The organism is Dyadobacter sp. LHD-138 (genome assembly GCF_030929615.1).
Lineage (GTDB): Bacteria > Bacteroidota > Bacteroidia > Cytophagales > Spirosomataceae > Dyadobacter.
In genome coordinates, this window is sequence record NZ_JAVFVU010000025.1 from 61615 (window position 1) to 82238 (window position 20624).

Here is a 20624-nt window from a genome sequence, read left to right on the forward strand (position 1 = left end):
ATTTGAGTGTTATGCTACCGGATAAACAGCAAATTATTGAGTTAATCCAAAGCCGTAAACCTGCAATTCAAAAATTAGGTGCTGAACGGCTTGGCTTATTTGGTTCGTTTGCCAGAGGCGAACAGAACGAAATGAGTGATATTGACTTAGTGGTAGAATTCAAGGCAGGTATGAAAAGATATAAAAACCTCCTTGATTTAGTAGATTTATTAGAAGAAACACTTCAAAGAAAAGTTGATTTATTAACCTGGGAAGGAATGGCTTCATTTGTTCAACGAGAAGCAAAAAAAGATATTCAATATGTCTCCTTCATTGATTGAGTTTTTAGAACACATTGGAAAAGAACTGGACTTTCTTGTTACCCATTCTTCCAACGTCACATTCGAACAGTTTGTTAACGATGATCTGATTAACCGGGCATATTTAAGAAGTCTTGAAATTATCGGGGAGGCTGCAAAAAAAATACCTGATGAAATCCGCTATAAGTACCTCGAAGTAAACTGGCGAGGTATGGCCGGTTTAAGAGATATCTTAATTCATGAATATTTTCAGGTAGATTATGAATTGGTATGGGAAGTAATTCAAAACGATATCCCGCTGGCCAAAGAATGGTTTGACGTCATCATCACCGAAGAAAGAAACTACCAGTAAATATTGCTACGCGTCCCGTCCCACATCAGCGCCCAAGAATTTGAATCCCTCAAGATTCAGGATATGACCTTTGTGGCCTATCGCAACGAAGTTTATCCCTCCCGCTATGAGGTATTCTTTGAGGAACATGCCGTGATTGTCGTGCTAGAAGGAGAAAAGAAATTCAGCAGCCCGACACAAGAAGTTTATGTGGAAAAGGGGGATATTCTTTTTATTCAGCGGGGTTTTTACCTGATGTCCGAGTCCATCAATGAATCTTACAAAAGTCTTGTTTTTTTCTTTGATGAAAAGCTGTTAAAAGAATTTGTAAACCTGCATCCCGAGCTTTTTAACCCGGATGAGACGACCACGGTGCTGGAAAACCCCATTCTACCGCTGAAATCGGATGAGAATTTTGAAAAGTTTATTCAATCTGTTTTTCCGTATTTCAAGTCAAGAACGGAGCTAAAAAACCATTTTCTCCGGTTAAAATTTCAGGAATTATTGCTGCACTTACTGGAGCTGGATAAATCCAAACAACTCAGAGCAAATCTTTACAGTCTTTATATTGGAGAAAAAGTAGACCTGTCCTTTTTGATGAACAGCTATTATCTCAAACCACTCACTTTAAACGAGCTCGCAAGGTTATCCGGCAGGAGTTTATCCGCTTTTAAACGTGATTTTCAGGAAGAGTTCAAAACTTCACCAGCACTTTGGCTTAAAAACAAACGTCTGGATTACGCGGACTTTTTGTTAAGAAACAACACCAAAAACGTAACCGAGATCAGCACGGAAATCGGCTATGAAAGCGTTTCTCATTTTATAAAAATGTATAAGGAAAAGTTTGGGTTTACGCCTAAAAAGCATGGGTAACCGTCTTACCACAAATGGTACTCTATCAATCAATTTTTGAAAATTTCCCCGAAATCAATAAAGATTTCCGCTCAAACTATCTCTTCAAACCAAAAACACTATTTTTTGAACGTTTCCCGTTATACTTATTTGAAGTATTCTGTGGAAATTTGATTCATGATTTTCTGCTCCGGGGTTATTCCGGTTATAGGGGCTGATTTTTAGTCCGTAAAAGTCATTAAAAAACAAAATTAGTTACATATTCACCATAAATTGAGAATGAGTAATCAAGCGAGTACCCTGTTTGACAAAGTGTGGGATGCACACGTTGTACGTAAAATTGAAGACGGCCCGGATGTATTTTTCATCGACCGTCATTTTATCCACGAAGTAACAAGCCCTGTTGCTTTCCTGGGACTTGAAAGCAGAAATATTGGTGTTATTTATCCGGAACGTACTTTCGCTACGGCTGACCATAACACACCTACCATCAACCAACACCTTCCGGTTCAGGATCCGCTTTCGGCCAATCAGCTTAAAGCTTTGGAAACAAACTCGGCGAAATATGGTATTTCACACTGGGGGTTGGGTAATGCAAAAAATGGTATCGTTCACGTAGTAGGGCCGGAAAATGGTATCACACTACCGGGAATGACCATCGTATGCGGTGACTCACATACGTCTACGCACGGTGCATTTGGTGCTATTGCCTTCGGTATCGGTACTTCTGAGGTTGAAATGGTACTTTCTTCGCAGTGTATCATGCAGCCAAAACCAAAGAAAATGCGTGTAAACGTAAATGGTACATTAGGCAAAGCAGTTACACCAAAAGACGTAACGTTATATGTTATTTCAAAACTTACAACAGCAGGCGCTACGGGTTATTTTGTAGAATATGCGGGAGATGTTTTTGAAAATATGACCATGGAAGGCCGTATGACGGTTTGTAACATGAGTATCGAAATGGGCGCTCGCGGTGGTATGATCGCGCCGGACCAGACTACTTTTGATTACATCAACGGTCGCGAACAAGCGCCAAAAGGCGAGAAATGGGATAAGGCACTGGCTTATTGGAAAACTTTGAAAACAGACGAAGATGCTGTTTTTGACAAGGAATATACTTTTGATGCTGCGGATATTGAACCAATGATCACCTACGGAACAAATCCGGGTATGGGTCAGGGTATTTCCCGCAACATCCCTACTGCTGAACAAGTTGAAGGCGGAAAAGCAACCTACGACAAATCATTGAACTACATGGGCTTCCATGAAAACGAGTCGATGCTGGGTAAAAAGATTGATTATGTATTCATCGGCAGCTGTACCAACGGACGTATCGAAGATTTCCGTGCCTTTGCTTCCATCGTAAAAGGACGTAAAAAAGCAGATAACGTTACGGCATGGGTTGTTCCCGGTTCACATATCGTGGAAGCACAGATCAGAGAAGAAGGAATTCTTGACATCCTGACCGAAGCAGGTTTTGAATTACGTCAGCCAGGCTGCTCTGCATGCCTTGCCATGAACGATGATAAAATTCCAGCCGGGAAATATGCAGTCAGTACTTCAAACCGTAACTTCGAAGGCCGTCAGGGCCCGGGAGCACGTACGCTTTTGGCCAGCCCATTGGTTGCAGCGGCGGCGGCGGTAACGGGCGTTGTGACGGATCCTCGGGAGTTGCTGTAAATAGTAACTTCGGCTGTCGGCGGGGCCGCCCCGGCTTTCGGCAGTCAGTTGTTTGATCATACACACACTTTAATAATGAGAGATTTTAGGAAGTATTCCGTTTGGGAACAAAGCCATAAGCTTGTTCTTGAACTTTACAGATTAACTAAAAATTTCCCGACTGAAGAAAAATTTGGATTGACGTCGCAGATAAGGCGAGCTGTTGTCTCAATACCGACTAATATTTCAGAAGGTTGTGGAAAATCAAGTGAAAAAGATTTTGCACGCTTTTTAGGAATATCATTTGGATCTTGTCAGGAAGTTGAATACTTGACACTATTGGCAAAAGATTTGGATTACTTAAATCAAGACAATTACGATCCTCTTTTTCTGGAAATAGTGTCAATCAAAAAGCAGTTATATCATCTTATTAAAAAATTAAACGCCGGAAGTTAACGATGTCTTATTCGGTACAATGCCGACAGCAGACAGCCGAAAGCCGAAAGCCCCAATAAAATGGCTTACGATAAATTCACCATATTAAAAAGTTCGGCAGTTCCTTTGCCGATAGAAAACGTTGATACCGACCAGATTATACCGGCGCGTTTCCTGAAAGCTACCAAACGCGAAGGCTTTGGAGACAACCTTTTCAGAGACTGGCGTTACAATGGCGACGATACCCCGAAACAGGATTTCGTCCTGAACAACCCGATCTACTCCGGAAAAATCCTTGTAGGCGGACGCAACTTCGGAAGTGGATCCAGCCGCGAACACGCTGCCTGGGCAATCTATGACTACGGGTTCCGTTGCGTTGTATCGAGTTTCTTTGCTGACATTTTTAAAGGTAACTCTTTGAACATTGGTATTTTACCTGTTCAGGTTAGTGAACCCTTCCTTGATAAAATATTCCTTGCCATCGAAGCAGATCCAAACGCCGAACTTGAAGTAAACCTGCCGGAACAAACGATCACGATCATTACGACGGGTGAACAGGAGTCTTTCGATATCAACGGGTACAAAAAACACAATATGGTCAATGGATTTGACGATATTGACTACCTACAGGCGATGAAGAGTGATATCAAGGAATTTGAAGCACAAAGACTATATTAAATGGCTTTCGGCCGTCAGCTATCGGCTATCAGCTTTCCTGCTGCGACCGATAGCCGATAGCCGATAGCCGGTAGCCCTATGAGCAAACGCTATATAGAAATAATGGACACGACACTCCGGGATGGTGAACAAACCTCCGGTGTGTCGTTTTCAGCAACAGAAAAGCTGACAATTGCGCAGCTATTGTTACAGGAAGTAAAGGTTGACCGCATTGAAATCGCTTCGGCACGTGTGTCTGAGGGTGAGTTTGAGGCGGTTAAGAAAATTACAAATTGGGCGAATGAGAACGGTTTTATTGATAAAATCGAAGTATTGACTTTTGTAGACGGAGATGCGTCCATCAACTGGATGCTTAATTCCGGCGCCAAAGTGATGAACCTGCTGACCAAAGGCTCGTTAAATCACCTTACTTTTCAGTTAAAAAAGACCCCGCAACAACATTTCGGGGATATTGAGCAGGTTATAACACTCGCCAAATCAAAAGGAATAAGCTGCAATGTTTACCTGGAAGACTGGAGTAACGGCATGCGTACCTCACGGGATTACGTTTTCGCTGCACTTGATTTCCTGACCAGACAACCTGTTAAGAGAATTCTTTTACCGGATACATTGGGCATTCTGACACCTTCTGAATCTTACGAATTTGTAAAATCCATTGTTGATCGCTACCCTGATCATCATTTCGAATTCCATGCCCACAATGACTACGACCTGAGTATCGCCAACGTCATGGAGGCGATCAGAGCCGGTGCGCACGGACTTCACTTGACCGTCAACGGTATGGGCGAACGGGCAGGCAATGCTTCGCTGGCCAGTACCATTGCCGTTATCAAGGATTTCATTCCAGAAGTTGAAACTTCCGTTGTGGAAAGATCTCTTTATAAAATCAGCAAAATTGTTGAAACCTTTTCCGGCATCAGGATTCCATCAAACCGTCCGATTGTCGGCGAAAGTGTTTTTACACAAACGGCTGGTATTCACGCTGATGGAGATAAAAAAAACAATCTTTATTTCAGTAATCTGATGCCCGAGCGATTCGGTAGATTGCGGTCTTATGCGCTCGGGAAAACTTCGGGGAAAGCGAATATTGAGAATAACCTAAAGGATATCGGTATCACGTTAAGTGATGGCGACCTGAAAAAAGTGACACAGCGCATCATCGAGCTCGGTGACCGGAAAGAGGTGGTTACACCGGAAGATCTTCCTTATATCATTTCCGATGTGCTCGACAGCAGCGCCATCGAGGAAAAGGTTGTGATCCTCAATTATGTGTTAACGCACTCAAAAAATCTGAAACCGTCTGCGACCTTGCAGATCACTTTCGGTGACGAGATTTACGAAGAAAATGCACAAGGCGACGGTCAATATGATGCCTTTATGAATGCATTAAAAAAGATTTACGCTAAAAAAGGAATTTCATTGCCCATGCTGACGGATTATACCGTCAGGATTCCACCAGGCGGTAAAACCGATGCGCTCTGTGAGACGATCATTACCTGGGAAATGAACGGCAAAGATATCAAAACCAGGGGATTGGATTCTGACCAAACGGTGTCTGCGATTCAGGCAACACAGAAAATGTTGAATTTATTGGGTGTGCCTGCCGCCATTGATTTATCATCCAAACTGGCCGAGGCTAATCCCGAATTTCAGAAAATGTAAGATAGGCGGGCTGGTGAATTCAGTTACGTCACCCTTTCAGGGTTGTTCCGGGTTGCGTCATTTTTATTTTGCTATAATACTTTCATCCCTTCGGGATTGTTGGTAACACATGGATCATACCCCGAAAAGATGAATTTTTTTATGATAAAATTTCCAGATAAAGGGAATACAAAAATGGAATGTCGCTAAAAAATAGAAATTATCTAATAATGCCTGAACATTCGCTTATAATCCCGAAGGGATGACATTATTATAGAAAAACGGATAAATTATGCCCACGCAAAGTCCCGTAGGGACGACCTGTTTGGTGCGACATAAGAAGTTTTTAAATTCAAATCAAAACCATAATTAAAGCCGTATCGCTGTATTCAACCGGTTACGGATTGTAAATTTTAATAAACATAATGAAGAAGAACATCTTAATAGTACCTGGTGATGGTATCGGACAGGAAGTTACAGAAGTTGGGAAAAAAGTCCTTGTAAAAATCGCTGAAAAATTCGGACACGAATTCAGCTATGACGAAGCATTGATGGGCCACGTTGCGATTGAAGCAACAGGAAACCCGCTTCCAGACGAAACTTTGGAAAAAATGCGTGCTTCTGATGCTATTTTGTTCGGAGCGGTAGGCCATCCTAAATACGATAACGACCCGACTGCAAAGGTTCGTCCGGAACAGGGTTTGCTAAAAATGCGTAAGGAGCTTGGTTTGTACGCCAACTTACGCCCAATCAAACTTTTCGACGAGCTCCTGGGTGCTTCTTCTATCAAGCCAGAAATCCTTAAAGGTTCTGATATTCTTTTCTTCCGCGAATTGACCGGCGATATTTATTTCGGAGAAAAAGGCCGTAAAAACGACGGAGATACCGCTTACGACATCGCTGAATACAGCCGTTACGAAGTTGAACGTATCGCCCGCAGAGCATTTGAAGCTGCCCGCACACGTGGCAAAAAATTATGTTCGGTTGACAAAGCAAACGTTTTGGAAACAAGCCGGCTTTGGCGCGAAGTGGTTCAGGCCCTCGCACCTGAATATCCTGATATCACCGTAGAACACCAGTTTGTTGACTCGGCTGCGATGATGCTGATCAAGGATCCACGTCGTTTTGATGTTGTGGTTACTGCTAACTTGTTTGGTGATATCCTGACAGACGAAGCAAGCCAGATTGCAGGTTCTATGGGTATGCTGGCGTCTGCTTCGGTAGGAGACAGCACGGGTGTTTATGAGCCAATTCACGGTTCAGGACATGATATCACTGGTATGGGCGTTGCTAATCCAATGGCTTCTGTTCTTTCAGCTGCCTTGTTGCTTGACATTTCTTTTGGTTTGAAAGAAGAATCAGATGCGATAATTTCAGCAATTGATCAGGTATTAAAAGCTGGTTTCCGTACACGTGATATTGCAGATGCTACCACAGCACCGGAAATGATTTTGGGTACTGATGCGATCGGCGAGGAAATCTTAAAACGTATTTAATATAAAAAATTAGATTCATTATAAAATATATCTTTTTGTGAATTTTCATTAAGAAGATTTGTTGAACCAAAATCTTCTTATTACTTTGCAGAAGAAAATCGCAGTTAGCGAATTTTCGCAAGATATATTGAACATGAAATCATACGACAATTGCATTTTCCTGCTCATTCAGAGTAACCCGTAACAAGGAGAAAGGCATTGTCTCGAATAGATCAAAACCCTTTCTCTCAACAGGAAAGGGTTTTATATTGTCTTAAAATTAGTAAATTCGTAATTCAATCTTTAATCAAAGTACCCAACAATGAGTCAGCGAGTTCAAATCTTCGACACCACATTACGCGACGGCGAACAAGTACCGGGAAGCCAATTGACAACGGAAGAAAAGATCATTGTAGCCACACAACTCGAAAAGCTGGGGGTAGATGTAATTGAAGCTGGTTTCCCTGTATCAAGTCCGGGAGATTTCAGATCTGTTGTAGAGATTTCCAAAGTCGTTCGTGAGCCTATCATTTGTGCCTTATCACGTGCGGTAACGGGTGACATCGATGCGGCAGGGGATGCGCTTCAGTTTGCGAAACGCGGTCGTATTCACACAGGTATCGGTTCTTCTGATATTCATATTCAGCACAAATTCAATACGACCAGAGAAAAAATTATTGAAAGAGCTATTGCCGCTACCAAATACGCAAAAACGAAGGTAGAGGATGTAGAATTTTATTGTGAAGATGCAGGAAGGGCAGACCTGGTTTTCCTTGCGCAATTGGTTGAGGCGGTGATCGGAGCAGGCGCAACGGTGGTAAATATTCCTGATACAACAGGTTATTGCTTACCGGAAGAATATGGTGCCAAAATCAAATATATTTTCGAGAACGTAAAAGGAATTCATAACGCAACAATTTCTATTCACTGTCATAATGATCTTGGTTTAGCGACTGCTAACTCATTGGCTGGTATCCGCGAAGGCGCACGCCAGGTGGAGGTTACCATGAATGGAATTGGTGAGCGTGCCGGCAATACTTCTTTGGAAGAGGTCGTCATGGCTTTAAACGTACATAAAGAACTTGGTTACGAAACAGGCGTGAACGCGCGATTGATTTACCCAACAAGCCAGTTGGTTTCGAAAATGATGCGTATGCCTGTTCAGGCAAATAAAGCCATTGTGGGACGTAATGCTTTTGCCCACTCATCTGGAATTCACCAGGATGGCCACCTGAAAAATACGCTTAATTACGAGATCATGAATCCAAACGATGTCGGTGTGGATAAATCAGATATCGTACTGACTGCGAGAAGTGGACGTCACGCCTTAAAACACCGTTTGGAGCTATTAGGCTTTACTTTTGACAAAGTAATTTTGGATGATCTTTACAAACGATTCCTTGACGTAGCCGATTTAAAGAAAGAAGTAAACGACAAAGATTTAGTGGATTTGGCAAGAACTGTTGTCACTGCTTAATATTTTTCATACATCATTTTGGATAATTGCTTGAATATGAATTTGATGTTACAAGGTTTTTTTGTAACATTACATAATCAATAACATCCATCAGATTACAAAAAGCCCTCGGTGAGTCTGACTAAGGGCTTTTTTCTATTTATAAAATGATCGTTCTGTTGTTATGGATAAAGACGCGGTCGTTGAAAACCAGCTTTAAAGCTGATGTTAAAACTCGTTTTTCCGTGTCTCTGCCCAAAGTCGCCATATCCGTTGCCGTCTGTCTGTGATCCACCGATTTCACATCCTGCGCGATAATCGGGCCTTCATCCAGATCATTATTTACAAAATGAGCGGTTGCCCCAATAATTTTCACGCCTCGTTCAAAAGCCTGCCGATAGGGATTTGCACCAATAAATGCCGGTAAAAATGAATGGTGGATATTGACAATCCGATCGGGAAAATGGTTCACAAATTCGGGTGTGATAATCCGCATATACTTCGCCAGAACGAGATATTCAGGTCTGTAAACGTCAAGTGTCCTTAAAATCGACTCCTCATGCGCTTCCCGGGTTTTATTTTCATGTGAAATATAATGAAATGGAATGCCGAATTTACTCACAAGCGGCTGGAGCGTGTTGTAATTGCTGACCACAGCCTGAATCGTCGCATCCAGCTCATCAAAAGCGTAACGAAGCAGCAATTCGCCGAGACAATGATGCTCTTTCGTCACCAAAATCACGATATCTTTCTTCTTTTTAGGATTTAAGCGAAGATTTAAACCAGCCGGCAACTCCTTTTTCAACACCTGCAACAATTCCGACGCATCCGTTTCGCCCTCAAATTCCGTGCGCATGAAGAAATATTTCGACGGACTGACATACTCGTCATTACGAATGATATTCTGGTTGTACTCAAAAAGGATGCGGGTAACCTGATAAATAAGCCCTTTGTGATCCGGGCCATCCATCAACAATATATGCCGTCTATTCATTTTTTCCATTTATGCTGAAAATATTCTGCTAAATAACGAATTTTTAACGTTTTGAGGGGCAATTCCATTTTTAATCTGTGATTTGAATGGTCCCCAGATTCATTGATTTATGTGCCTTCGGCACATTTGGTCGGTAGAAAAGCCAGCACAATACCAGTGTGAGGCGTTCCATAGGAACGCTTGGTGATGGAAATTCCATAATATCCTACCCACGAAATGTGCCTTTGGCGCCTAACCGCGATAAAATATATTGACCCCAAGCATGACTTTAAATCTACCATAACTTTAACTTTTTAACAAAAATCAATGTTGAACGATAAAATATTGTACTGAAAAGATGGCTGAAGAGTTAATAATACCTGTCGGAACGGATCGTAATGCGATATACGATGCTTTAATTCCTCAAATCAATGGTTTGATTGAAACCGAAAGTGATCTGATTGCAAATCTTGCCAACCTGGCTGCGGTCCTGAAAGAAGCTTTCGGGTTTTTCTGGGTTGGGTTTTATATTGCCAAAGAAGGAGAGCTTGTTCTGGGGCCTTTTCAGGGGCCTATTGCCTGCACACGTATTCCTTTTCACAAAGGTGTTTGCGGTGCGAGTTATTCTCAGCAAAAAACGATTATCGTTCCTGACGTTGACCAGTTTCCCGGACATATTGCATGCAGCTCTGCCTCCAGATCTGAAATTGTCCTTCCTGTTTTTCACAAAAACGGTACGGTTGCCATGATCCTGGATGTTGACAGCGACCAGCTGGACGATTTCAGCGAGATCGACGCGGCCGGACTGCAAGGTATTTTAACACTTTTGGAGAGAAAATTGTAGCTATTTGCTATACCGCTTTCTTAACAACTGCATCATAAAAACGTTAATTCCCCACTGATCGGCAAGCGGCTGGTTGGTGAACGGAACCGTTGGCAAATAACCCGGAGGGCCAAATTCAGTCAAAAAAGTGATTGGTTCTCCGTTTTTTATTTTCCTTTCAACCACCATATCCCACCAGGACAAATGTGCCTTCACCGCCGATTCCCATTCGGGAGCGCGGGGATCATTCACTTGCGGCCCTTCGGCATGGCCGATACGCGCATGAATATGCCCAACCCTGGACAACGCCAGTTTCACCGTTTCCTCCTGATCTTCCAGCAGCGATTCGTGTACATTACACCAGTGTGAAATGTCAAGTGTTAGTCTCAGTTTTGGGTTTTTCTCAATAAAATTACGGGTGACATGCGCTGCAAAAAGCATTCTGCCCCGATGTGTTTCATGATAAATGGGAATACCGCTTTGCGCACTGGCTTCACTGGTGTAATCGATAAAGGCTTTATTTTGATCATAATTGAAATGATCCCTCCCGCTATGACAGTTGATGTAAAGCGGTCTTACTTCCGATTTAACGGCAGCGTCAATCGATTTCTTGAAAAAATCAAGATGGGCACTGTAATCTTTTAATCCCGAACCACATAAAAATCCGACTTCTAAACCATGTTTTTTCAAGGCAGCAAACAGCAGATCCTTATCCTTTACCGTTTTGGGCCACCAATATTCAGCGCCGTCATAACCTTCTTTTTTTGCGGCAGTGCAAAAGGTATCAGCATCCCCAGCAAAACCCCAGTTGGTGGCTAAAATTTTCAGAGAAGCTGCGTTTGTCTTGTTAAAAGAAATTGAGTTGTCTTTCGCTATGGATTCCACAGCGGCCAATGTGCCCACGCCGCCGACAGCCGTGTGCATGAACTTTCTACGATTCATTTCGTAATTGATTTTACGTCAATAATTTTCATCTGAATACCAACTACTTCGTTGACTTGGGGCTTTCCACTACCTTTAAACTATCGCCAGCTTTCAAAAACTCAGCAACCCGCGCCTCGTTAAAACCACTGACAATATTCAGGTCCGGCCTCAGCTTCTTTGCCTCGAGAATCCCATTTTCAGTAACCGCTGAATTCCAGACATATATATTTTTCAGGCTTTTTGATCCGGCTATTGTCTTCAAACCAGCATCGGTAACCTTCGTCCCAACCAGATTCAGATATTCCAGATATTGCAAATTCTTCAGATCATTCAGGCCTGCGTCTGTGACGCCCGTATATTCAAGATGCAGTTTATTAAGATTTTTGAGCTTGGCAAGTTCCTTCACCCCGCCATCAGTAATCTTCGTATGACCCAGTTTCAACCAGACGATCTGCTCAGATAAATATGTTAAAAATCCCGATTGCCCATCTCCAAAACCGGGAGCGTTGACGGCGCTTATCTGCACCAGGTTCTTGTCATGTGCAATAGGCATCACCAAAAGGCCCACTTTTTTAACAGCCTCAACAGATTTTTGGGCAGGTGCTGCAACTTTCAAACTTAACACGGGCGATGCACTGCTGACCGCGCCATTGCCACCCGAACTTCCTGACGATAACAATGCCAGCGCTGGCTTGATCTGATCCGTAACTTTTAAATCTGAAACTTTTTTATCGGCAGGAGCACCCTGATCGATCCACCAGGTTAACAGCGCAATTTGCGACTCTGAAAGCTGTGGTTTTCCTTTTGGAGGCATGTGATCGTCATCCGATTCCGGAAGTAAACAGCGCTTAATCATGGCGCTTTCCGAACCTTTACCAGATACAAACACGGGGCCGTCCTCACCGCCCTTGGCTAGCATAGCCATTCCGTCCATGCGCAAACCACCTTTTTGTTTGTTGGCATTATGGCACTGTACACATCGCATTTCCAAAATCGGCTGCACGATATCCTTATAAACTACCGCCTCGTTGATATTCGCTATTGGTTTTATCTCCTTTATTGCTTCCGTACGCGGAGCTATTCCCGCCAGCGAGCGAAAAGGCTCAGGCGTATACTGTGTTAAATAATCATCGCCGTGGGTCAGGGAACCTCCGTCATGACCCGCGGTGAAGGTCAGGATGGTAGCAAAAGCTAACGCCGGGAGGTATACAAAAGACCCTTTTGAAATGATTCCGGATTTAAATAGCCAGGCAATCCATGCGAACACGGCCACGCCAATGCCCTGCCACTGATGATCACTTAATAACGCTTCTTCATAACCACCACCAAGGGACAACAGATATCCGGCGACACAAGCCATGGTAGCACCAATGGCTGACCAGAACAGGATGAACGTTATCGCAGTATCGCTCACCGTGATTTTCCCCAATCGTTTTCCTATTTCCAGCAATGCCGCAATGAGCAGAAAACCAATGGGTAAATGCACCAGCACCGGGTGAAAACGCCCGATAAAATAAGTCCAGTCTGAGGCCTGAAGAAGGGTAAGCATAAAAACAGAAGTACAGGTGAATGAAATTATAACCGAAAGATCTCAGGGCAGGCCACAACTTTGGGAGAATTATCCGGATTAACTTCCATCAAATCGGCCATATAATCCCACCACTTTTTCATAATGGGTAAAGAGGCAAGTCCGGATGTATCAGCTCCTGCGCCAAGTTTTTGAAACGCAAAAAGTGCAAGGGTTACTTCATCCAGAAAAATATAATATTCCTGTATTCCGGCCTTTTTTAAGAGATCCGCCAATTCAGGCCATATTTCATCGTGTCTTTTTTTGTATTCTGCCTCGTTTCCTTTTATCAATTGCATCCGGAAAGCCAGAACCTGGTCATTTTGCATCATAACATTTTATTTAATTTTCAGGCTTAAGTCAGGTATACCTGAAATATATCCGGCTACGCAATAATATTTTTCACCACTTTTCCGGCTGTATCGGTCAGTCTGAAATTTCTTCCCTGGAAAGGATAGGTGAATTTTTCATGATCAAAACCCATTAAATGGAGAATGGTAGCCTGTAAATCATGGACATGGACTCGGTCTTTAACCCCATAATAACCGAGCTCATCCGTTTCTCCATGACTATAACCCTTTTTCACACCGCCACCAGCCATCCACATCGTGAATGCCTCCAGATGGTGATCCCGGCCCATAAAAGGCATGACGACGCCGTTTCTGTTTTCCTGCATGGGTGTTCTGCCAAACTCAGCGCCCCAGATAATCAGGGTTTCATCCAGCAAGCCGCGCATTTTCAGATCCTGAATTAAGGCTGCAACCGGTTTATCCGACAAACGACATTTATTTCTAAGCCCGCCTTCCACATTGTCTCCGGCGGTTGTACCGTGTCCATCCCAGCCCCAGTCAAAAAGCTGTACAAAGCGCACATCATTTTCAACGAGTTTCCTGGCCAACAGACAGTTCATGGCAAACGTCCCTTCACCCGGTTTTACCCCGTACATATCGAGAATAAACTGCGGTTCTTTGGATACATCCATCACCTCCGGCACCGACATTTGCATCCTGAATGCCATTTCATACTGACTGATCCGCGTCAATATTTCCGGATCTTTTACGTCGTCATAAGTCTGTTTATTGATCTCATTAATCGCTTCAATGGTTTGTTTTCGCATATTCCGGTTCATTCCATTGGGGTCCGTCACGTATAAAACCGGATCCCCTCCGGTACGGCATTGCACCCCCTGATAAACAGAAGGCAAAAATCCGCTTCCATAAACGCTTTTTCCAGCATCAGGTTGTCTTCCGCCGGAAGCGAGCACAATAAAACCCGGTAAATTCTGATTTTCGGATCCCAAACCATAAACCGACCAGGCTCCCAAACTCGGGCGGCCTAACCTGGCGCTTCCCGTATGCAGCAGCAATTGGGCAGGAGCGTGGTTAAACTGATCCGTATGCATGGATTTTATGAAACTAATTTCATCTGCAACGGTTTGTAAATAAGGAATATAATCCGACATCCAGGCGCCGGACTGCCCGTATTGATTAAATTTTCCCTGAGGCCCCAGCATTTTAGGAACACCCTGGATGAAAGCAAATTTCTTGCCTTCCAAAAACTCCGCGGGACAATCTTTTCCGTGGTATTTTTCCAGTTCGGGTTTATAGTCAAAAAGTTCGAGCTGAGAAGGAGCACCGGCCATATGGATATAAATCACCCGTTTGGCTTTTGGTGCAAATTGAGGGATTTTGGCACCCATGGCCTCCGCAGCCGCCCCAGTTTCTGCATTTGAACTGCCGCAAGAACCCAAAAGTGAGCCCAAGCCTAACGCCCCAAGCCCAAACCCCGCAGATTGCAAAAAATGCCGCCTTGTTTGGTTATGTAAATCAGCATGTTGCAATTCCTTTAATAACTTCTCCATAGCGATTATTCTTTGGTCACCACATTATCCAGATTCAACAAAACGTTGGCCGAGACGGTCAAGGCAGCCAGTTCCGGCGATTTTTTTTCTTTGCCATAAACCAGAATGCTATCCACTTCCGATGGCTTTGCCCGATATGTTTTCAAAGCATCTCCGTATATTTTCACCAGTACTTTCAAGCTTTTATCCTCAATACGCTGAAATGTCAAAAGCCGATAACCCTCGCGGAGCTGTTGCTCCGGCGTTTTCCCGCGTTTTTGCATGGTCGTTGCCAGCTTTTCGGCCGCTTCCAGATAGACAGGGTCATTAAGCGTAACCAAAGCCTGAAGCGGGGTATTGGTCAAAATCCGTCTCGACTGGCAAAATTCACGACTTGGTGCGTCAAAAGTGGTCATGGACGGATAAGGCGCCGTACGTTTCCAATAGGTATAAACCGCCCTGCGATACCTGTCTTCGCCCTCGCTTACTTTCCAGCTTTCACCGCTGTAAGGCGACAGCCAGATGCCTTCGGGCTGCGGCGGCATCACACTCGGGCCATACATTTTTTTCGAAAGCAAACCACAGGCTGCCATCGCCTGGTCACGCACCTGTTCAGCACTCAGGCGGACACGGGGCCCACGCGAAATAAACCGGTTATAGGGATCCTGTTCCTGACGCGTTTGATCTGATTTTGAACTTTGGCGATACGTTGCCGACATCACCATCGTTTTCAGCAGCTTCTTAACACTCCAATGATCTTCCTCCATAAATTTCACCGCCAGCCAATCCAGCAATTCCGGATGGGAAGGTTCACTGCCCTGCGAACCAAAATCTTCAACGGTTTCAACAATTCCTCTTCCGAATAACTGCTCCCAGTAACGGTTGACAATCACTCTGGATGTTAATGCATTGTCACGGCTAACCATCCATTTCGCTAATCCTAAACGGTTTTTGGGGTAATCCCTTGGCATTGGAGCCAACAACTGGGGAACATCCGGTTTTACTTCCGCGCCTTTTACCATCCAGTTTCCCCGGATAAATACATTGGTTTTCCGGGAAAAATCGCCTTTCCCCTCCCAAACGACCGGCATACTTTCCGTCGACCTGGTTAAAACGGTTGCATATTCCTGCACGATTTTATCATAATCAGGCTCCGAATGACCGGGTAGCGCATCCTGAAATGCAAGCCAGGTAATTCTTACCCATTCTGTCGGGTTTTTGGGACTTTTCAGCGAAAGATAAATATCATGCTTGCCGGAAACTGGCGGAATCGGAGTAACCAGAACGGTATCTCTTGCAGGGACTTTGACGGTTGCAATAACCTGCCCGTCCAGCTTATCCAGATGAAAAGACATCACAGCGTTTTCTGCCTTCGTGGATATATTCATGACAAGATTTCCCGCGCCGGTTAAGTTTACATTGGGAATTTTAGCATTTCCCTTGTCCTTAACCCCGTAATAGGAAATCAGCAGAACCGTCGATTCCTCTCCTTTCACAAAATTGTGCGAATTGATCTTCGGCTCCATCACCCGCATAAACTGGGTGAATTTCGAGGTCTCTTTGGGATCATATTTATTGATCCACGCTTTTACTTTTTCAACCCTTGCCGAATCATCACCCTTATAAAACCGCAGTTTTGGCCATTCATCCCATACGTCCTCATCACGGGAATTGTTAAAAAAGGCCATGTACTTATAATAATCGTCATGCGGAATCGGGTCGTAGGGATGGCTGTGGCACTGAATACAGGCAAACGTCGTGCCCTGCCAAACTTCCCAGGTCGTGTTAACCCGATCGATCTGCGCCGCTATACGAAACTCTTCGTCGTCTGTTCCGCCTTCGTTGTTAATCATCGTGTTACGATGAAAACCGGTGGCAATCATATTTTCCTCCGCCGGCATACCGTCTTTTACCGCTGGTAACAAATCACCTGCCAACTGTTCAATCGTGAACTTGTCAAAAGATTTGTCCGCGTTGAAAGATTTAACAACATAATCACGGTAACGCCAGATATTCCGGCCGCCGTCACTTTCATAACCTTTGGTATCGGCATACCGGGCAAGATCCATCCACATCGACGTCCACCGTTCACCATAGGCCGGGGATTTCAGTAACCGGTCGACAACCTTTTCATAGGCTTCCGGTGATTTATCGTTTTTAAAATCCGCAACTTCTTTTTCAGTAGGAGGCAGGCCAATTAAATCCAGGCTCACGCGGCGGATTAAAGTGGCTTTGTCCGCTTCCGGCGATGGAGATAGCTTTTCCTTTTTTAATTTTTGAAGTACAAATTGATCAACCTCATTTTTGGGCCAGTTTGAATCACCGGTTTTTACCAGCCCAAAGAGATTCCAGAGATTTTTCTCTGACGGAACTTCTGGCTTTTCAACGCGTTTGTAAGACCAGTGCGTTTCCCACGCAGCACCCTGGTCAATCCATTTTTTTAACGTATTGATATCTTCCTCAGCCAGACGGTCCGCTCCTTTGGGCATACGCTCGTCCGGATCATCCGAGAGAATTCTGCGAATCATTTCACTGCTATGGGCATCTCCACGCACAACGGGTATTTTACCGGATTTCCCCGGTTCAAGCATTTCATGTTCGAACAAAAAACTGACTTCACCGGCCTGTTTAACACCACCATGACAGCCCATACAGTGCTTATTCAGGATCGGCTTCACTTCTTCGTTGTAGTCAACCTTGTGAACGAACAAACCTGACCAGGTAAACGATGATACAAGAACCACGATGACACCCAATCCAATAAAATGCCACTTTTTCATCGCCAGGAACCGATTTTAACTTTTTGTTACTTCTAACACAAAGTCAGTGATTTATTAAAAATACTTTCTTTAATCCAAATTCAGCTATTTTTTATTTAATATCACATTCCGTTACAGACCAGCAGAATTTTATTCTGGCTTTCATCAATTCGTCTTAACTCTCAATATAACGCTGCCACCTGGTTTACATTTTAGTTCGACAAAACCTTCGTCCTGAATATCCGTGGTAACATCTTTCGCGGCTATCGTTTCCCACTTTTTAAATGGCAATTTCAAAGTAGCCACACCGCCCTTTTCCGCTTCGATCTTAATTTCGGAAACCTGCCCGTTTACCTTTTTTGCACTGATTAAAAACGCGCCCTCGGCCCTTAATTTTTCAAAAGCTATATCTTTCCAGTTTTCCGGAACGGCCGGCATGATTTCGATAAATCCCGCATAGCTCTGAAGCAGCATTTCCTGCAACCCTGCGGCAAAAGCAAAATTGCCTTCGAGCGTAAACGGGCGATAGGTAAATTTCGATAACCCCGATTTTGTCTGGTCACCATTGACATGGAAACTGTTTGGAAGCACGAAAGCCTTCGCGAAAGTCGATAAATCCTTAGCAGCTCCCTCTCCATCTTTCGCCCGGGCTTTCATATTGGCAAGCCAGGAATAGGAATACCCGCACCACCAGTCCGGCCCTACTTTATCCAATAATTTTATTGAATTTTTAATGATTCCCTGCGCCTTCTGGCCGTCTTCCCACTTGATCAGTCCCAATGGATGAATCGCCATCATATGCGAAAAATGCCTGTGCGATTCCTGGTAAGGCAAATCGGGAGCGAACATTAATTCATCGTTTTCAGTCATTGCATAATCTCCGAACTCAGCCAGTATTTCCTTCCAATGATCCGATTCTGAGACCAAACCCAATTCCAGAGCAAGTTCCGCACCGGCGTCAAATGCAAATTTCATCAGTGCCAGATCGTAGTTGGTATTCTTTGGAAACCAAGCCTCCAGGCTGTTATTCCGAATTTCCGGGCTGGAACTGATCGGTAGTTTCCTCTGGCCATTTTCATCTTTAACCGTTATTTTTTCAAGAAAACTGCACACTTCTTTAACCCATGGATAAGCGCGGTTTTTAAGGAAATCCTTATCCATGCTATACCGCCATTGCAGGTAATAATGGTGCGCAAGCCAGGACGATACCGTTGGAGAAAGTGAGTATTGTATCCAGCCGCCCATTTCGGTTCCATCGAGCGTCGTTACACCCGGCACTGCCAGTCCGTCAACACCGAAATACATTTTCGTGTAGCGCTTATAATTCTCAGTATTTTCGTCCAGGTGGTCGAAATAGCCCAGACCTTCTTCCAAATGGTTACCGCTATAACTTGGCCAATAACTCAGCTGGGTATTCAGATCATGATGAAAATCTCCTTTCCAAGGCGGAATTCTGCCATTATCTGCCGTCCAGACGGCCTGTAAAGATATCGGTGGAGCACCACGCCGGGCCGCAGAACCAAATTTGTATTGCTCCAGATACCATTGTTTTTCAATAAGAGGGTCGGGGACATGAATGGCTGACTGACCCCAGAATTTTTTCCACCAATGGTTATGGCTGGCAAAATCTTTATCAAATCCCCGTTGTAACGTTGTTTTGACGAGTAAAGAAGAAACCGGATTTATCTTCTTATCAGGATATTGCGATGAAATACTCCACGCCCCCTCAATGGTTCCGGTATTCGTTTTTTTCCATTCTACCGTAATTTCATAGGTAAAGCCGCCCCAGCCTTCCTGTTTGTACGTAATACGCTTTCCCTGCTGGTTTACCGTACCCTGCTTGTAACCCAATCTTGCCAGATCATCGCCCACCAGCGAATTAACTTCTCCGCCTGCGTTTAACTTTCCATGATATTTTGGCGCGATCAGACTTGGAATAATATCGGTTTTTACGTTTTCAAATTTAAACCAACCGACTGGCTCCGTAGCGTGAACAAACGTTTTCAGTGTTAACCCGTCTTCCCATTTTACTTCGCACAACGCTTTATCCAATGAAAGATGAACCGATTTTACCTTTTTATTACCGGGCAAACTGAACTCCAACGCACCGGCTGGAATTTTGGAAGGAGCCGGCTCCCGGTCATAAGGCGCGTCAAAATATCTTTGGACAGGCTTGTAATCTTTCTTTTCTACTTGTTGCTGCACCCACTTGAAACTGAATTCCTTGCGGTGTAAACCGGCCATGGGACGCATATCCCAGATGTCAGCCCGATCCAAAGAAAACCGTAACCGGTCGCCGTTTTTCCAGATCAGCGCACCAACAGTCCCGTTTCCAAGCGGGATGGCCTCATCCCAAACCCGGGCCAGGGAATCGAATTGAAGATCGTGTTTTGCCAAGGGCTGTCCATGGGCAATGACACCCGTCAACACCAGCAATAACGTACAAAGGGTTTTGTTCATGGTTTAGGAATTCAATTGATACAGTAATTTCAGGAGGCTCCTTCGGAGCCGGGTTATTGATCGTTAATAGGCCTTTCTATAAACAGGAAGTCACAAATGTGGCTCAAAAAATAAAGACAATTGTAAGCACTTTTTATATAAAACACTCTTTATTTTTCTCATAAATATTCACTTGGCTATCCATGCGGCTCCTGCGGAGCATCCTGCTTACGGCCATCAGTAACTAACGCCAATAACAACTCCATAGGAGGCTCCTTCGGAGCCAGGTAATTGATGATTCACCAACCTTGCTATAAACAGGAAGCCACAAATGTGGCTGAAAAATATAGACAAGGCTAAGCCATTTTAATTTTGCATATTACCGATTTATCCTGCGCATAAATATTTTTTACCGACCATCTCCTCCTTTGACGCATCCTGTTTATGGCCATCACTATACACAACTCAAA

17 protein-coding genes are annotated in these 20624 nt (G+C 44.0%); 10 read left to right on the forward strand and 7 right to left on the reverse strand.

The window, feature by feature from the left end; genetic code table 11:
• Positions 1-11: 11 nt before the first annotated feature.
• From RB622_RS18680 to RB622_RS18720, 9 genes are all read left to right on the forward strand, one after another.
• Complete coding sequence (locus RB622_RS18680; protein WP_308048118.1) at positions 12-320, forward strand: nucleotidyltransferase domain-containing protein; 309 nt, start codon at positions 12-14, stop codon at positions 318-320.
• Positions 301-651, forward strand: a complete 351-nt coding sequence (locus RB622_RS18685; RefSeq protein WP_308048119.1) for a DUF86 domain-containing protein — start codon at positions 301-303, stop codon at positions 649-651. The genes RB622_RS18680 and RB622_RS18685 overlap by 20 nt, the downstream gene beginning before the upstream one ends.
• A gap of 3 nt (positions 652-654) precedes the next feature.
• A complete protein-coding gene (locus RB622_RS18690; RefSeq protein WP_308048120.1) occupies positions 655-1503 on the forward strand; it encodes an AraC family transcriptional regulator in 849 nt (282 codons plus the stop codon).
• 258 nt (positions 1504-1761) lie between these two features.
• A complete protein-coding gene (gene leuC / locus RB622_RS18695) occupies positions 1762-3165 on the forward strand; it encodes a 3-isopropylmalate dehydratase large subunit (protein WP_308048121.1) in 1404 nt (467 codons plus the stop codon).
• A gap of 75 nt (positions 3166-3240) precedes the next feature.
• Positions 3241-3600, forward strand: a complete 360-nt coding sequence (locus RB622_RS18700) for a four helix bundle protein (protein WP_308048122.1) — start codon at positions 3241-3243, stop codon at positions 3598-3600.
• Positions 3601-3660: 60 nt separating this feature from the next.
• A complete protein-coding gene (leuD, locus tag RB622_RS18705; RefSeq protein WP_308048123.1) occupies positions 3661-4257 on the forward strand; it encodes a 3-isopropylmalate dehydratase small subunit in 597 nt (198 codons plus the stop codon).
• Between the two features lie 78 nt (positions 4258-4335).
• Positions 4336-5919: an alpha-isopropylmalate synthase regulatory domain-containing protein gene (locus RB622_RS18710; RefSeq protein ID WP_308048124.1), complete on the forward strand. Its 1584-nt coding sequence runs from the start codon at positions 4336-4338 to the stop codon at positions 5917-5919.
• A gap of 404 nt (positions 5920-6323) precedes the next feature.
• Complete coding sequence (gene leuB, locus RB622_RS18715; protein WP_308048125.1) at positions 6324-7394, forward strand: 3-isopropylmalate dehydrogenase; 1071 nt, start codon at positions 6324-6326, stop codon at positions 7392-7394.
• A 301-nt stretch (positions 7395-7695) separates the two neighbouring features.
• Entirely contained in the window at positions 7696-8850 is a 1155-nt protein-coding gene (locus RB622_RS18720) for a 2-isopropylmalate synthase (protein WP_308048126.1), read from the forward strand.
• 139 nt (positions 8851-8989) lie between these two features.
• Here RB622_RS18720 and purU read toward each other — a convergent pair whose 3' ends face one another.
• Positions 8990-9832 carry a formyltetrahydrofolate deformylase gene (gene purU, locus RB622_RS18725; protein ID WP_308048127.1) on the reverse strand — a complete coding sequence of 281 codons (843 nt, stop codon included), beginning with the start codon at positions 9830-9832 and terminating at the stop codon, positions 8990-8992.
• A 328-nt stretch (positions 9833-10160) separates the two neighbouring features.
• On the opposite strand from purU, the gene RB622_RS18730 reads away from it, so the two are divergent.
• Positions 10161-10646 carry a GAF domain-containing protein gene (locus tag RB622_RS18730; protein ID WP_308048128.1) on the forward strand — a complete coding sequence of 162 codons (486 nt, stop codon included), beginning with the start codon at positions 10161-10163 and terminating at the stop codon, positions 10644-10646.
• Here RB622_RS18730 and RB622_RS18735 read toward each other — a convergent pair whose 3' ends face one another.
• The 6 genes from RB622_RS18735 to RB622_RS18760 form a co-directional block, all read right to left on the reverse strand.
• Positions 10647-11567, reverse strand: a complete 921-nt coding sequence (locus RB622_RS18735) for a TIM barrel protein (RefSeq protein WP_308048129.1) — start codon at positions 11565-11567, stop codon at positions 10647-10649.
• 43 nt (positions 11568-11610) lie between these two features.
• Positions 11611-13098 carry a c-type cytochrome domain-containing protein gene (locus RB622_RS18740; RefSeq protein WP_308048130.1) on the reverse strand — a complete coding sequence of 496 codons (1488 nt, stop codon included), beginning with the start codon at positions 13096-13098 and terminating at the stop codon, positions 11611-11613.
• Positions 13099-13124: 26 nt separating this feature from the next.
• The gene (locus RB622_RS18745) at positions 13125-13448 is read right to left on the reverse strand and encodes an L-rhamnose mutarotase (RefSeq protein ID WP_409021652.1); all 324 of its coding nucleotides are present in this window, start codon (positions 13446-13448) and stop codon (positions 13125-13127) included.
• Positions 13449-13501: 53 nt separating this feature from the next.
• On the reverse strand, positions 13502-14977 hold the full coding sequence (locus RB622_RS18750; RefSeq protein WP_308048131.1) for a DUF1501 domain-containing protein: 1476 nt from the start codon (positions 14975-14977) through the stop codon (positions 13502-13504).
• A gap of 5 nt (positions 14978-14982) precedes the next feature.
• Positions 14983-17736, reverse strand: a complete 2754-nt coding sequence (locus RB622_RS18755; protein WP_308048132.1) for a DUF1553 domain-containing protein — start codon at positions 17734-17736, stop codon at positions 14983-14985.
• Between the two features lie 144 nt (positions 17737-17880).
• Positions 17881-20175, reverse strand: a complete 2295-nt coding sequence (locus tag RB622_RS18760) for a glycosyl hydrolase family 95 catalytic domain-containing protein (RefSeq protein WP_308048133.1) — start codon at positions 20173-20175, stop codon at positions 17881-17883.
• Positions 20176-20624: the final 449 nt, after the last annotated feature.